The following is a 12,221-nucleotide window of genomic DNA, read 5'->3' on the forward strand; positions in this document are numbered from 1 at the left end:
CAGCACACGCCCGCGGGCGCCCGCGTGAAAGTCACTGACGATGGGTGTACCGGCAGTACATCGCAGGCGGGCGACGCCCGTCGTACCGTCGGGCCATGGACAACCGAGCCGAGGTCCGCGAGTTTCTCACCTCGCGCCCGTGCCCGGATCAGCCCGCGGCAGGCCGGCCTACCCGCCGCTGGGCAACGCCGCGTGCCCGGGCTGCGCCGCAGCGAGGTCGCAGCCCTCGCCGTGCGAAGCCGACGACGATCCGGCCCAGCCTGCAGTGGTCGCTGGACGCGATCACCGCCGCGCCGGCCATCATCGGCAACGGCCGGATGGACCTCCTCGCGGCCAACCGCACACTCACGCGGTGCGCGTTCGATCATTGCGCGTTCGCTCATTTCCCCTGACCGCTGCCGTCGCGCTCGGCGAAGTAGTTTTCTTGTGGATAGTTTTTCCGGTTACTACCGTCGGCGGCATGACAGCAACCGCAACGATTTCCCTCGACCAGCTGGTCGCGGCCGCCCGGGGGCTGGCCCTCGCCGCACGGTGGGAGCAGGCCACGGGGCTGCTCGACGCCGCGGCCGCCGGGCTGTCGCACTCCCCCACCCGCGCCGTGCTGGCGTTGGCGGCGGCGGAGATCGCCGTGGACTCGGCTTGGTACAACGGCAACGGAGACGGCGGCGATCGACTGTCCGAGGTGGACGAAGACGCGCTGGACGACAACGGGCGGTGGGACTTGGGGTTTGCGCGGTTGCGGTACGAGTACCGTGGCAAAATGCGCAAGCCCGATCCGGCCCTGCGCGACCGGGCCGAGCGGTTCGTCGCCACGGCGCCGGACGGGCTCCGCCTCGGGTGGGCCCATCACTACCTCGGGCTCATCTACGACAACGTCCTCGAGGACCGCGCGGCCGCGCCCGTGCACTACGAGCACGCCCTGGCCAACGCCGCGGACGACGACCTGTTGCGCCGGGAGGCACAGCGGCACCTCGGCGACCACGCGCACGAGGCCGGCAACCACGCCGAGGCCCGGGAGCGCTGGCAGGAGGCGACGGCCCTGGGCGCCCGCGCCGGGCTGGTCGCGGGCACCCTGTCCCAGCAGGTTCTGCTCGCGGTACTGGCCCGCGACACCGGCGACGAGCCCGGCGCGGTCGCACTGGCCACGGAGGTCCACCGCTGGGCCGAGGCCATCGGCGCCGCCCGAATCGCCCAGACGACCAGCGACTTCCTGCACGGCATCGACCCGACCCAGCCACCGCCCGCGTGACACCACCCGGGCCTGCCCCTTCCGGGGCCGGCCGTTCGTTCGGGACGAGCGGGAGCCCGCACAGCTCGGCGGGGACTCGCCGCGACAGCCGGGACATTGTTCCCGGTGGGCCGGGACTCGGCGGGGATCCGGGGCGGGTCGCGCCGGCGGAAGCATCCCCGGCATGACTACTTCGAACCATCGCGGCTGGGCCGCGGCCGGGGCCCTGGGCGGGCTCGTCGGGTTCGCCGGGCTGTTCGCCGGCAGCAACCTCACCGCGAACGTCGGTGACGGGATCAGGGACAACGCGCTCGTCGTCGAGGCCATCGCCGGGCAGCGCGCATACGTGTGGTCCACGCAGGTCGTCTGCTTCGTCGCCGCGGCGCTGCTCGTCGTGTTCGCGGCCGGGCTGCGGCGGCATCTCGGGGCGCAGGAGCCGGCCGGGAGCCTCGTGCCGGGCGTCGCGGCGGCCGGGGTCGGGATCGTGGCGGTGCTGCTGCTCGTCGGCGGCGGCATCTGCACCGAGCTGTACTGGGCCCTCGGCGAACCCGGGCGCTGGGACCCCGACACCATCGCGGCGCTCGTCGAGGACTACAACACCCTGCCGTGGTTGTGGTCGGGTGCGGGCATTGCGGCCGCGGCGGTGGCGGTCGGCGGGTTCCGGCACGGGTCGGCCTCCCGGTGGCTCGCGGCGATCAGCGCGCTCGCGGCCGTGCTCGTGCTCGCCACCCAGGCGTTCCCGGCGCAGTACGGCGCGCTGTTCCCCGGCGCGGCCTGGGTGCTCGTGGCCGGGATCGGATTCATGACAACCGGCCGCGCAAACGCGCCGGTCGGCTAGTGTGCGGGCGGTGAGGGCGGCGGCTTGGCCGCTGGGCGGGGTGAGCCTCGTCCTGGCCGTGGCGGGCGGATGGCTCGCCGTACGCAACGGTGCGCCGGCCGGCGAGGTCACGTACCTGCCGGCGGTCGCCGCCTGCGCGGTCGTCGGGGCGCTGATCGTGGCGCGGCGGGCCGGGAACCCGGTCGGGCCGCTGCTGCTGCTCAGCGGTGGGTCGTTCGCGCTGCTGGAGTGCTGCGGGCAGCTGGCCGTGGCGACCGGCAGCGCGGCGCTGGCCTGGCCGCAGACGTGGCTGTGGGTGCCGGCCAATCTCGGGCTCGCGCTCGTGCCGGCGTACTTCCCGGACCGGCGGCCGCCGCGCTGGGCGGTCGGCGTCGTGGCCGGCCTGGCGGGGCTGGCCGCGGTGACCGCCGCGCTGCGGCCGGGGGTCAACGACCAGGTGCGGCCGCGCGCGCCGGCCAACCCGCTCGGGGTCGGCGGGGTGAGCGGCGTGGCGTCCGTCGCCGAGACGGCGTTCACGGTGGCCATCGCGCTGGCGTTCGTTGCCGGGGCGGCGGCCGTGGCCTTGCGCATGCGGGAGTCCGGCGAAGGCCCGGGGCGGCAGCAGGCGCGCTGGCTGGGGTACACCTGCGGGATCGTGGCCGTCGTCGTCCTGGTGCGGCTCGTGACCGGGCTGAGCGACGCGCGGCCGGATCGGGTGTGGCCGGTCGAGGGCACGGCCTGGGACGTCGTCGGGGGGCTCTCGATCGCGCTCCTGCCGGCGGGCATCGGCGTGGCGATCCTGCGCCACCGGCTCTTCGACATCGACTTCCTCATCAGCCGTACCGCGGCGTTCGTCATGCTGTCCGCGGCCGTCGCCAGCGCCTATGTGCTGGTCGTCGGGGCGCTCGGGGCCTCGTCGGTGCTCGCGGCCGTGGCCGGGGCGCTGGTCTTCGGCGCCCTGCGCCAGCGGGTGCAGCGCCGGGTCAACCTGCTGGTGTACGGCGAGCGCGACGACCCGTACACCGTCCTCGCGCGCCTCGGCGAGCGGCTGGCCGCGGTGCCGGACCCGGGCGCGATCCTGGCCACCAGCACGTCGACGGTGCGGGAGGCGCTGCAGCTGTCGTACGTCGGGATCGAGGTCGACGACGGCCCGCTCTACGAGCTCGGGGCCCGCCCGGCCGACCCGGTGACGCTGCCCCTCGTCGCCGGCGGGGAGCCCGTCGGGGCGCTGCGGCTCGGGCCGCGGCCGGGTGAGGCGGCGCTCGGACCGCGGGACCTGCGGCTGCTGGCCGACCTGGCCCGGCACATCGGGGTCGCGGTGCAGGCGGTGCGGTACTCCGCGGCGCTGCAGCGCTCCCGCGAGCAGCTCGTCATCGCCCGCGAGGAGGAGCGCCGGCGGCTCCGCCGGGACCTGCACGACGGGCTCGGGCCGACGCTGGCCGGGCTGACCATGCGCGCGGAGGCGGCCCAGGAGGTCGGGCCCGAGCAGGCGCGCAGGCTGCTGGAGGAGATCGTGACCGACGCGCAGACCGCGGTCGCCGACGTGCGGCGGCTCGTGGACGGGCTGCGACCGCCCGCGCTGGACACGCTCGGGCTCGTCGGGGCGCTGCGGGCGCACCTCGGGCAGCAGCCGGCGGGCAGCCCGCGAGTGCGCCTGGACGCGCCGGCGGGGCTGGACGGGCTGCCGGCGGCGACCGAGGTGGCGGCGTACCGGATCGCGGTCGAGGCCCTCGCGAACGCGCGGCGGCACGCCGGGGCGAAGACGGTACAGCTGCGGCTTGTTCTGGACGAGGATCGGCTCAGCGTGGTGGTGAGCGACGACGGGCACGGGGCCACGGTGGCGCGAGAGGGCGGGGTGGGCATGCACTCGATGCGGGAGCGGGCCGCGGAGCTCGGCGGCGAGCTGGTCGTCGAGTCGCGCGTGGGCGGCACCAGTGTCACGGCGAGGCTGCCCCGATGACCGGCACGGTACGCGTCCTGGTCGTCGACGATCACGAGCAGTTCCGGGCCGGGCTGCGGGCGCTGCTGGCCACCAGCGCCGAGGTCGAGGTGTGCGGTGAGGCCGCCAGCGGCGAGGAGGCCCTGACCGCGTTGCCCCGGCTGCAGCCCGACGTGGTGCTGCTCGACCTGGTGATGCCCGGCATGGGCGGGATCGCCGCGACCGAGCGCATCACGGCCGCCATGCCGCACGTTCGGGTGCTGGTGCTGAGCATGGCCGACGACGACGACTCGGTCTTCGCCGCCGTGCGCGCGGGCGCCCGCGGCTACGTGCTCAAGGGCGCCCGGCGCACGGAGATCATCCGCTCGATCCGGGTGGTCGCCGACGGCGAGGCGATCTTCGGGCCGGCGATCGCGACCCGGCTCATGGGGTTCTTCGCGGGCCTGGACCGTACCGCGCCCGACCCGTTCCCGGAGCTGACGCAGCGCGAGCGGCAGATCCTGGCCCACATCGCCCGGCATCTGACCAACCCGCAGATCGCCGAGCGGCTGGGCGTGAGCCAGAAGACCGTGCGCAACCACGTGTCGAACATCTTCACGAAGCTGCAGGTCGCGGATCGGGCTCAAGCGATCGTGCTCGCCCGCGACGCGGGGCTGACCGGCGAATGACGGGTGATTCCCCGCCAGGTGCCGCGATCGCGTGAGCGCTAGTGACAGAGATCGACAACAGTGGTACATCTTCGGCATGACAGAGCGCGTGCTGACCCAGTGCCGGCTGTTCAACGAGGGCGTCCGCACCGGGGACTGGGCCGGCTACCTGGACCGCTTCGGCGACACCGCGACCCTGCGCATCGAGGGCGACCCGGGAAGCCCGTACGTGGGCCGGGACGCGATCGCGGCCGCCTACTCCGCCGCCCCGCCCGACGACACCCTGAACGTGACCTCGGTCGACTCCGTCGGCGACGAGGACGTGGCCCGGGTCGCCTGGTCCGCGGGCGGCGCCGGGACGCTGCGGGTGCGCTGGTCGGCGGGCCGGATCGCCGAGCTGACGGCCTCGTTCGACGCACCCGCCTGAGCAAGCGGTGCTCGAAACGGTCAGCTGACGACGGCGCTGGTGTTCGTATCGCACCGCACCGGCCAGCTGGCGCCGCCGACACCTACGCGTCGCTGACCGGCATGGGCACCCTGACCCGCCTCGGTAGGGGCCCGTTCACCGTGGCCCGCATCGGCGTCCTCGCGCTGTGACGCTAGCTTCGCCGTGGCGTCTTCTGCGTTGCTGGACCGCTAACCATCTCCATGCGGCCTAGGCTGGGTTCATGGAGGATCCATACCAGCTGTCCCGGTTCGTCGATGCTCAGGAGCACGTGTACGACCACGCCATCGGCGAGCTCAAGGACGGCAACAAGCGCAGCCACTGGATGTGGTTCATTTTCCCGCAGATCCAGGGCCTCGGTCGCAGCTCGATGGCGCAGCGGTACGCGATCGCCTCCCTCGACGAGGCCAGGGCCTATCTGCAGCACCCGGTTCTCGGCCCGCGCCTGCTCGAATGTGCCGACGCGCTGCTCGGGGACGGCGAGCACACCGCCGTGGACATCTTCGGCGAGATCGACGCCATGAAGCTGCGCTCGTCGATGACGCTGTTCGCCCACGCCGACCCGGCCGAGAACCGTTTCGCCCGAGTCCTGGACCGCTACTTCTCCGGCACCGAGGACGTAGAGACCGCCCGCCGCCTGTAACCCGGCGCCGCGCCGCCTGTTGACGGCGCGGCGCCCACCCGAAACGTGCCCGGCACCGCCTCGTTTGACGGACGCGGCACCGCCTCGTTTGACGGACGCGGCACCGCCTGTTGACGGGCGCGGCGCCGTCTGCACATGGGTGCGGCGCCGCGCGCAAGCCGATGGGGCAAGGCACCGCTCGAGACCCCGCGGCGACCGCGACGCTCTGCCCGCACGGATCAGAACGCCGCCCGTGCCGGTGCCGAACACGGGGCGACGGTATTTGCGCGAATTCGCTCAGGCTTGTTCCGCGAGGCCTCAGACCTGGCCCAGGCGGAGCATCGGGGCGTAGGTCGGAACGTACTCCTGCCCGCTGAGCTCCCGAATCCGTCCCATCACCTCGTCCGTGGCGGCCCGCGGCGTCCCGTCGGCGACGTCGATCGGGGCGCCGAAGCGGTACACGACCCGGGCACCCGGCACCCGCCGCGGCCATCGAGCGTCGATCGGCTGGATGATGTCGGTGCCGACGACGCCGAACGGCACGATCGGCACCCCGGCCTGCCGGGCGAGGCGGACGGCACCGGTGCGCCCGCGGTACAGGCGGCCGTCCGGCGACCGGGTGCCCTCAGGAAACACCGCCACCAGCCCGCCCGCGCGCAGCACGGGCACCGCGGCGTCGAACGCGGTGAGCACGGCCCGCCCACCGGCCCGCTCGACCGGGATCGCCCCGAGCCCGCGCACGAACACCCCGGCGAGCCGACGACCACGGAAATACTCGGCCTTGGCCCAGAAAGCGATGTGCCGCGGTACCACGGCCCCGAGAAACAGCTGATCAGCAACGCTCAGGTGATTGCCGGCCAGGATCGCACCGCCGGCCGGGATATGTTGCAGACCGTGCACCTCGGGCCGCCACCCGATGCGGAGCGCGCGGCCAACGGTGGCGCGGGTCAGCACGTACAACACCGGCGTCACGGCGCACCCCCGACATGCGCGTCGAGGGCCGCGTCAACCAGCACGGCGATGTCGGTCTGCCCGGTGGCGAGCGGAAGGCTGCCCCACAGCCACAACTGCACAATGCCGTGCAGGTTCGCCCACAGCACACCCGCCGCCGTCGCCGCATCAGCCCGCAGCTCACTTCCCACCGCCATTGCCGCACCAACCCGCAGCTCACGCCCCGCCGCCACTGCCGCACCTGCCCGCAGCTCACGCCCCGCCGCCATTCCCCCATCAGGCCGCAGGTCACGTCCCGCCGCCACTGCCGCACCTGCCCGCAGCTCACGCCCCGCCGCCACTGCCGCACCAGCCCGCAGGTCGCGTCCCCCCGCCATTGCCGCATCAGGCCGCATCTCACTACCAGCCCGCGGCTCATCCGCCACCGTTGCCGCACAAGCCCGCAGCTCAGCGCCAGCGCGCAGCTCACCCACCGCCACGGCCGTTGCCGCATCAGGCCGCAGCTCACCCTCCGCAGCGGAGCCCGAACCGCCAGCGTCCGAAACGCCACCTGCACTCGGCGCAGAGCCGCGTATACCGTCCACATTCGGATCGGCACCATCTGCGCTGGAGCCGTTCATGACCACACGCTGCGGACTTCGCGCCCAATCGGCAGCAGGCGTGATGGCGACCGAGCGGTTCGCGGCCGGCGCGGTGCCGTCGTTCCAAACCGAGATCAGCAGAGCCGCCAGCGTCTCGAACAGCGGCAGGCTCGTCTCCCGCAGGCCGAGGTGATCCGAGCGGAGCAGGTCGTGACGGAACATCAGTTCATACATGCCACGGTTCTCCTGCGCGAACCGCACATACGCGTGCGCGAGGCCGCCGAGACGATCTCGGGAGGAGCCCGTCTCGGGGACCGCGCGGAACCGGGCGGTCAGGTCGGCAAATCCCTGCCGGGCGATCGCGGACAGCAACCCCACATGCGTCGGGAAGTGCCGTCGCGGTGCACCATGGGATACACCGGCCCGGCGGGCGATCTCACGCAGCGATACGGCCGCCGAGCCCTCCTGCGCCACCAGCTCGACCCCGGCCCGCACCAGGCGGTCACGAAGGCCCTCGTCATCGTGCATAGACAGTGTCTACACGATGCAAGTAGACACTGTCTACTGGACAAGACAGACGGCCGACGACCACCGCGCACGACGCACGGACACGCTCTGTAATCGGGGACGAATTACCGAGTTTGCGATTACCGGTAATTCGATAATTCGGTAATTCGGCTCACCAGCAGCAACGCCATGAAGCTTCCAGGCCCCCGCCCAGAACGCGACGGCGACGGCGACGGCGACGGCGACGGCGACGGCGACGGCGACGGCGACGGCGACGGCGACGGCGACGGCGACGGCGACGGCGACGGCGACGGCGACGGCGACGGCGACGGCGACGGCGACGGCGACGGCGACGGCGACGGCGACGGCGACGGCGACGGCGACGGCGACGGCGACGGCGACGGCGACGGCGACGGCGACGGCGACGGCGACGGAAAGGCTTAGCAGGCAGCAAGACAGCGCGCAAGAAGAAAGGTGAGCGCGGACAGCAAGACGGGCGCGCAAGGACGAGGCGAGCGCGCCAGGACGAGGCGCGCGGGCGGCAAGGCGACCGTGGGGGTGCTGCGGTTGCGGTGACAGACTGGGCGCATGGAGCGAGCCACCGAGTCCGTGTGGGATTACCCGCGGCCGCCGCGGGCTGAGCGCACGCCGCGGCGCATTGCGGCTCGTCATGCCGGCGTGGTGGTGTTCGACTCGACCAACACTGTGCGTGTTCTCGAGACCTCGCATCCGCCGGTTTACTACATCCCGCCTGCCGACATTCAAGCCACCCTCAGTCCCTCGCTCCGTCGTACGTTCTGCGAGTTCAAAGGCGTTGCTGGATATTGGGATCTCACCGTCGGGGGGATCACGGTGCCGGATGTGGCGTGGTCGTACGAGCGGCCGAGTCCCGGGTTCGAGATCCTCACGGGCTATCTGGCGTTCTACCCGGGGCTGCTCGACGAGTGCACCGTTGACGGCGAGCGGGTCACGCCCCAGCCCGGTGACTTCTACGGTGGCTGGCTGACGTCTGACACCACCGGGCCGGTCAAGGGTGGTCCCGGCACGCTCGGCTGGTAAAGGTCGGCGCCGGCGGCGGTCGGCAACCGCATCGGCCGGCAACGGCGGCGGTCGGCAACCGCATCGGCCGGCAACGGCGGCGGTCGGCAACCGCATCGGCCGGCAACGGCGGCGGTCGGCAACCGCATCGGCCGGCAACGGCGGCGGTCGGCAACCGCATCGGCCGGCAACGGCGGCGGTCGGCAACCGCATCGGCCGGCAACGGCGGCGGTCGGCAACCGCATCGGCCGGCAACGGCGGCGGTCGGCAACCGCATCGGCCGGCAACGGCGGCGGTCGGCAACCGCATCGGCCGGCAACGGCGGCGGTCGGCAACGGCAGTGGCAACGGTCAGCAACGGCAACGGTCGGCAACGGCAACGGCCAGCACCGCGGCGGCCCAACCACGGCGGCGCGCGGCACCGCGGCGGCCAACAGCGGCAGCGGCAGCGGTCAGCAAATGCGGAGAGTAGTCGCCGTGTCCGTTCGCGCCCGGATCGCGCCGCCGACCCGAAACACGAGACGGAACAGGCGCAGGCGGCCTGCGCGTACAGCGTCCGGCGCCAAGCGATCACGCGGGTGCAGCAAGAGTAATCACCGCGACACGCCCCGGCCGGTCCCGTTGGATTTGGGCAGCTGGCCGGTTAACCGGGCGGGGCGTATCGCGGTGCTGCAGAAGAGATTGCCAACCCATCCTGACGTGGCGCTGAAATGCCCCTGATGCCTGCGTCAGGCCGAGCGCAATCCGGCAAAAGTCCCAGGTGCGATAAGTCCGGCATGGGAGGGTCGGTGCGATGCATTGGGCGGCGCGGAGCAACGACAGCAAGAACACGCGGAGCAACAGCAGCAAGAACACGCGGAGCAACAGCAGCAAGAACACGCGGACAGACAGCAGCAAGAAGTTGCCGGGGCGGGCCACCCGGCGGCAAAAGGAGTCGGCGGGCCAGCCGGCAGCAAAGGAAGTTGGCGGACCCCAGCGGCGGGAGAAGGCGCCGGCGGATCAGCGGCAGAAGGTCGAAGCCGCAGGCCGCGGCCCGCCCCGCTGGCGTCGACGAACCCGGCCGCGGTCGCGCGCCGCGTTCGAGAACGAACGTTCTTGACTGGTCGTTCCCAAACGCGGTAGCGTTCATGGCATGGGTAGACCTCGGGGGTTTGACGAGGAAGCGGTTACCCGTGAGGCGGTGGCGTTGTTCTCCGCGCGGGCGTACGACGGCCTGTCGGTGGACGACCTCGTCACCGGGCTCGGGGTCCACCGCAACAGCCTCTACAAGACGTTCGGCAGCAAGCGCGGCCTCTACCTGACCGTGCTGCGCTGGTATCTCCAGCACAAGCTCGAGCCGGCCCTGAGCACTGACACCGCACACCTTCAGGAGAACGACACGCTCGACCTGCTGCTCCTGGCCGCGGCCGAGCAGGCGCCGCACGACCGGGAGGTCGGCTCGATCGTCGGCGCGGCCCTCGCGCGCCTCGACGACGTGCTGGGGCCGGATGCGGCCAACCAACTACTGGGCCTGCGCCTGCGGGCCCGCATCGACACCGGGGAGTAGACAACCATGGCCATCGTGACCGTCGACAACGGCAACCTCGTCGTGGAGATCGAGGGGCTCGACAAGCTCTGGGCTCTCAAGAGCCGGCTCGCGATCCCGCTCGCCAACGTGCGCGGCGCGACCGCCGACCCCGGCATCGCCCGCGAGCCCAAGGGCATCCGCGCGCCCGGCGCGCACATCCCCAACGTCATCACCGCCGGCACCTTCCACCTCGACGGGGAGAAGGTGTTCTGGGACGTGCACGACCCGCGCAAGGCCGTGGTCATCGAGCTCACCGACGAGCGGTACGCGCGGCTCGTCATCGAGGTCGAGGACCCCCGGGCCGTGGTGGCGCTGGTGGAGAGCTCAGTCCGCTAGCACTTGACGGGCGGCGCGGTGGTGCCGAGCTCGGCCGGGACCAGGGAGACAGTGGGCTCGGCCGACGCGGACGGCGACAGGGACGCAACTGGGGATGGGGACGGCGATGGGCCGCCGTACAGCGGCTGCGTGGTCTGCTGGAAGTCACTCTGACCGAGGGCCAGGCCGGAGACCAGCGCCTGGTGGCCGTACACATCGGAAATCCGCAGCGTCACCGGGCCGTTGAGACCGGACGGGCCCGTCCAGGTGTTGTCCTCGCCGTGGCGCAGGGCGAGGAACGAGTCGCCCTGCTGCAGCTCCACAGTGGACAGCGGATTGCCGTGGTTGTCGACGACCACGCTCAGCGACGAGTAGCCCTTGCCGCCCTTGACCTTCACCCGCAGCGGGCCCACCTGCGGGTCGCGCACGGTGGTGTAGGTGACGGGGATGATCCCGGCGCTGAGCGCCCCGATCTTCGCGAACGAACCCTTGCCGAGGTCGATCTTCCCGGCCGGGCAGCCGGGGCACAGGTCCACCACCTGCACGCGGGTGGTGCCGTTCGGGCCGGTGACGTCGAGCAGGGTGCCGCAGCCCTTCCCGCCCGCGTACTCGGCCCGCCCCACCGCCGCGTAGGCCCCGTCCGCGGGCGTGCCGAGGTTGCACATGCCGTTGCGGCCGGCGGTGTAGTACGACGCGGAGCCGCCCGCCGCGCACGCGGCGCTGCCACCGACCTGGGTCACGAGCACGACGGCCACCACGGAGGCGATGACGACGGTGGCGGCGGGCACGATCCAGCGAAGGTGACGGCGGTTCACGTCCGGGATCGTACCGTCTGGTATTTCATATTCATGAGTTTCCCGTCGTACCTCGGCACCATGCCGATGCACGCGATCACGGAGATCTATGGCGAGCCGGGGCTGCGCGAGCGGTACCGCATCGAGATCGAGCGCTTCGCCCCGCCCGACCGCGACCGGCTCGCCGCGGCGCTCGAGCTCGCCGGCGAGCTGCACCGCGACGACCGGCGGGTGCGCGAGCCGTACGTGAACCACCTGCTGCGCGTCGCGATCCGCGTCATGCACCACTACGAGGTGTCCGACGTGGGCGTGATCGCCGCGGCCGTCCTGCACGACACCGTCGAGGACCACCCCGAGGAGCTGGCCGGCCACCCGGGCGCGACGGCCGAGCAGGCGGTCGCGGCCCTCGCCGGCCGGTTCGGCGACCGGGTCGCCGGGCTCGTCGCGGCGGTCACCAACCCCGAGTACGACCCGTCATACGACAAGCACGAGCAGTACCGGGAGCACGTCAGGGCCAGCCTTGATCGGGAGCCGTGGGCGCGGGTCATCAAGGTCTCCGACTTCACCGACAACGGCGTCGGTGTGATCCACACCACGGGGCCGAAGGTCGAGCGGTCGGCGACGAAGTACCGCCCCATGGTCCCGGTGCTGCGCGAACTCGTCGGGCGGCCCGACACACCTCTGTCACGACTCGTGAAGCAACACATCTTCCGTCAGCTGGACCTCGCCGAGGAGCGGTTCGCGGCCATTCTTGACGGGCGGTGAATGTGC

15 protein-coding genes are annotated in these 12,221 nt (G+C 72.4%); 12 read left to right on the top strand and 3 right to left on the bottom strand.

Going from position 1 to position 12,221, the window contains the following annotated elements:
• Positions 1-95 precede the first annotated feature (95 nt).
• From AC6JBM_RS16545 to AC6JBM_RS16575, 7 genes are all read left to right on the top strand, one after another.
• Positions 96-392 carry an MmyB family transcriptional regulator gene (locus tag AC6JBM_RS16545; protein ID WP_497984479.1) on the top strand — a complete coding sequence of 99 codons (297 nt, stop codon included), beginning with the start codon at positions 96-98 and terminating at the stop codon, positions 390-392.
• Between the two features lie 68 nt (positions 393-460).
• Entirely contained in the window at positions 461-1,249 is a 789-nt protein-coding gene (locus tag AC6JBM_RS16550; RefSeq protein WP_497984480.1) for a tetratricopeptide repeat protein, read from the top strand.
• Positions 1,250-1,412: 163 nt separating this feature from the next.
• Positions 1,413-2,066 (top strand): hypothetical protein, encoded by a 654-nt coding sequence (locus AC6JBM_RS16555; protein WP_497984481.1) that lies wholly within the window; start codon positions 1,413-1,415, stop codon positions 2,064-2,066.
• A 10-nt stretch (positions 2,067-2,076) separates the two neighbouring features.
• On the top strand, positions 2,077-4,005 hold the full coding sequence (locus AC6JBM_RS16560; protein ID WP_497984482.1) for a histidine kinase: 1,929 nt from the start codon (positions 2,077-2,079) through the stop codon (positions 4,003-4,005).
• Positions 4,002-4,652 carry a response regulator gene (locus AC6JBM_RS16565; protein WP_350617914.1) on the top strand — a complete coding sequence of 217 codons (651 nt, stop codon included), beginning with the start codon at positions 4,002-4,004 and terminating at the stop codon, positions 4,650-4,652. The genes AC6JBM_RS16560 and AC6JBM_RS16565 overlap by 4 nt, the downstream gene beginning before the upstream one ends.
• Positions 4,653-4,728: 76 nt before the next feature.
• Positions 4,729-5,058 carry a nuclear transport factor 2 family protein gene (locus AC6JBM_RS16570; RefSeq protein ID WP_497984483.1) on the top strand — a complete coding sequence of 110 codons (330 nt, stop codon included), beginning with the start codon at positions 4,729-4,731 and terminating at the stop codon, positions 5,056-5,058.
• A 241-nt stretch (positions 5,059-5,299) separates the two neighbouring features.
• Positions 5,300-5,719, top strand: a complete 420-nt coding sequence (locus tag AC6JBM_RS16575) for a DUF1810 domain-containing protein (RefSeq protein WP_497984484.1) — start codon at positions 5,300-5,302, stop codon at positions 5,717-5,719.
• A gap of 297 nt (positions 5,720-6,016) precedes the next feature.
• Here AC6JBM_RS16575 and AC6JBM_RS16580 read toward each other — a convergent pair whose 3' ends face one another.
• Together AC6JBM_RS16580 and AC6JBM_RS16585 are read right to left on the bottom strand one after the other, a co-directional pair.
• Positions 6,017-6,670: a lysophospholipid acyltransferase family protein gene (locus AC6JBM_RS16580; protein WP_497984485.1), complete on the bottom strand. Its 654-nt coding sequence runs from the start codon at positions 6,668-6,670 to the stop codon at positions 6,017-6,019.
• Positions 6,667-7,758 (bottom strand): TetR/AcrR family transcriptional regulator, encoded by a 1,092-nt coding sequence (locus tag AC6JBM_RS16585; protein ID WP_497984486.1) that lies wholly within the window; start codon positions 7,756-7,758, stop codon positions 6,667-6,669. Before AC6JBM_RS16585 ends, AC6JBM_RS16580 begins: the two co-directional genes overlap by 4 nt.
• A 168-nt stretch (positions 7,759-7,926) precedes the next feature.
• Between AC6JBM_RS16585 and AC6JBM_RS16590 the strand changes: the two genes are divergently transcribed.
• The 4 genes from AC6JBM_RS16590 to AC6JBM_RS16605 all read left to right on the top strand — a co-directional run bounded on the left by AC6JBM_RS16590 (position 7,927) and on the right by AC6JBM_RS16605 (position 10,677).
• Entirely contained in the window at positions 7,927-8,181 is a 255-nt protein-coding gene (locus AC6JBM_RS16590; protein ID WP_497984487.1) for a hypothetical protein, read from the top strand.
• 144 nt (positions 8,182-8,325) lie between these two features.
• Entirely contained in the window at positions 8,326-8,796 is a 471-nt protein-coding gene (locus AC6JBM_RS16595) for a DUF427 domain-containing protein (RefSeq protein WP_497984488.1), read from the top strand.
• A 1,158-nt stretch (positions 8,797-9,954) separates the two neighbouring features.
• A complete protein-coding gene (locus AC6JBM_RS16600; protein ID WP_497984489.1) occupies positions 9,955-10,320 on the top strand; it encodes a TetR/AcrR family transcriptional regulator in 366 nt (121 codons plus the stop codon).
• Positions 10,321-10,326: 6 nt separating this feature from the next.
• A complete protein-coding gene (locus AC6JBM_RS16605) occupies positions 10,327-10,677 on the top strand; it encodes a hypothetical protein (RefSeq protein ID WP_497984490.1) in 351 nt (116 codons plus the stop codon).
• Here AC6JBM_RS16605 and AC6JBM_RS16610 read toward each other — a convergent pair.
• Positions 10,674-11,471, bottom strand: a complete 798-nt coding sequence (locus AC6JBM_RS16610; RefSeq protein WP_497984491.1) for an expansin EXLX1 family cellulose-binding protein — start codon at positions 11,469-11,471, stop codon at positions 10,674-10,676. The genes AC6JBM_RS16605 and AC6JBM_RS16610 overlap by 4 nt on opposite strands.
• 33 nt (positions 11,472-11,504) lie before the next feature.
• Between AC6JBM_RS16610 and AC6JBM_RS16615 the strand changes: the two genes are divergently transcribed.
• Positions 11,505-12,215, top strand: a complete 711-nt coding sequence (locus tag AC6JBM_RS16615) for an HD domain-containing protein (protein ID WP_497984492.1) — start codon at positions 11,505-11,507, stop codon at positions 12,213-12,215.
• Positions 12,216-12,221 lie beyond the last annotated feature (6 nt).

This window comes from Dactylosporangium thailandense, from assembly GCF_059739745.1.

Coding starts and splice junctions, on each gene's coding strand:
- AC6JBM_RS16545 (WP_497984479.1), top strand. CDS start 96: ATGGACAACCGAGCCGAGGTCCGCGAGTTTCTCACCTCGCGCCCGTGC.
- AC6JBM_RS16550 (WP_497984480.1), top strand. CDS start 461: ATGACAGCAACCGCAACGATTTCCCTCGACCAGCTGGTCGCGGCCGCC.
- AC6JBM_RS16555 (WP_497984481.1), top strand. CDS start 1,413: ATGACTACTTCGAACCATCGCGGCTGGGCCGCGGCCGGGGCCCTGGGC.
- AC6JBM_RS16565 (WP_350617914.1), top strand. CDS start 4,002: ATGACCGGCACGGTACGCGTCCTGGTCGTCGACGATCACGAGCAGTTC.
- AC6JBM_RS16570 (WP_497984483.1), top strand. CDS start 4,729: ATGACAGAGCGCGTGCTGACCCAGTGCCGGCTGTTCAACGAGGGCGTC.
- AC6JBM_RS16575 (WP_497984484.1), top strand. CDS start 5,300: ATGGAGGATCCATACCAGCTGTCCCGGTTCGTCGATGCTCAGGAGCAC.
- AC6JBM_RS16585 (WP_497984486.1), bottom strand. CDS start 7,758: ATGCACGATGACGAGGGCCTTCGTGACCGCCTGGTGCGGGCCGGGGTC.
- AC6JBM_RS16590 (WP_497984487.1), top strand. CDS start 7,927: ATGAAGCTTCCAGGCCCCCGCCCAGAACGCGACGGCGACGGCGACGGC.
- AC6JBM_RS16595 (WP_497984488.1), top strand. CDS start 8,326: ATGGAGCGAGCCACCGAGTCCGTGTGGGATTACCCGCGGCCGCCGCGG.
- AC6JBM_RS16605 (WP_497984490.1), top strand. CDS start 10,327: ATGGCCATCGTGACCGTCGACAACGGCAACCTCGTCGTGGAGATCGAG.
- AC6JBM_RS16615 (WP_497984492.1), top strand. CDS start 11,505: ATGAGTTTCCCGTCGTACCTCGGCACCATGCCGATGCACGCGATCACG.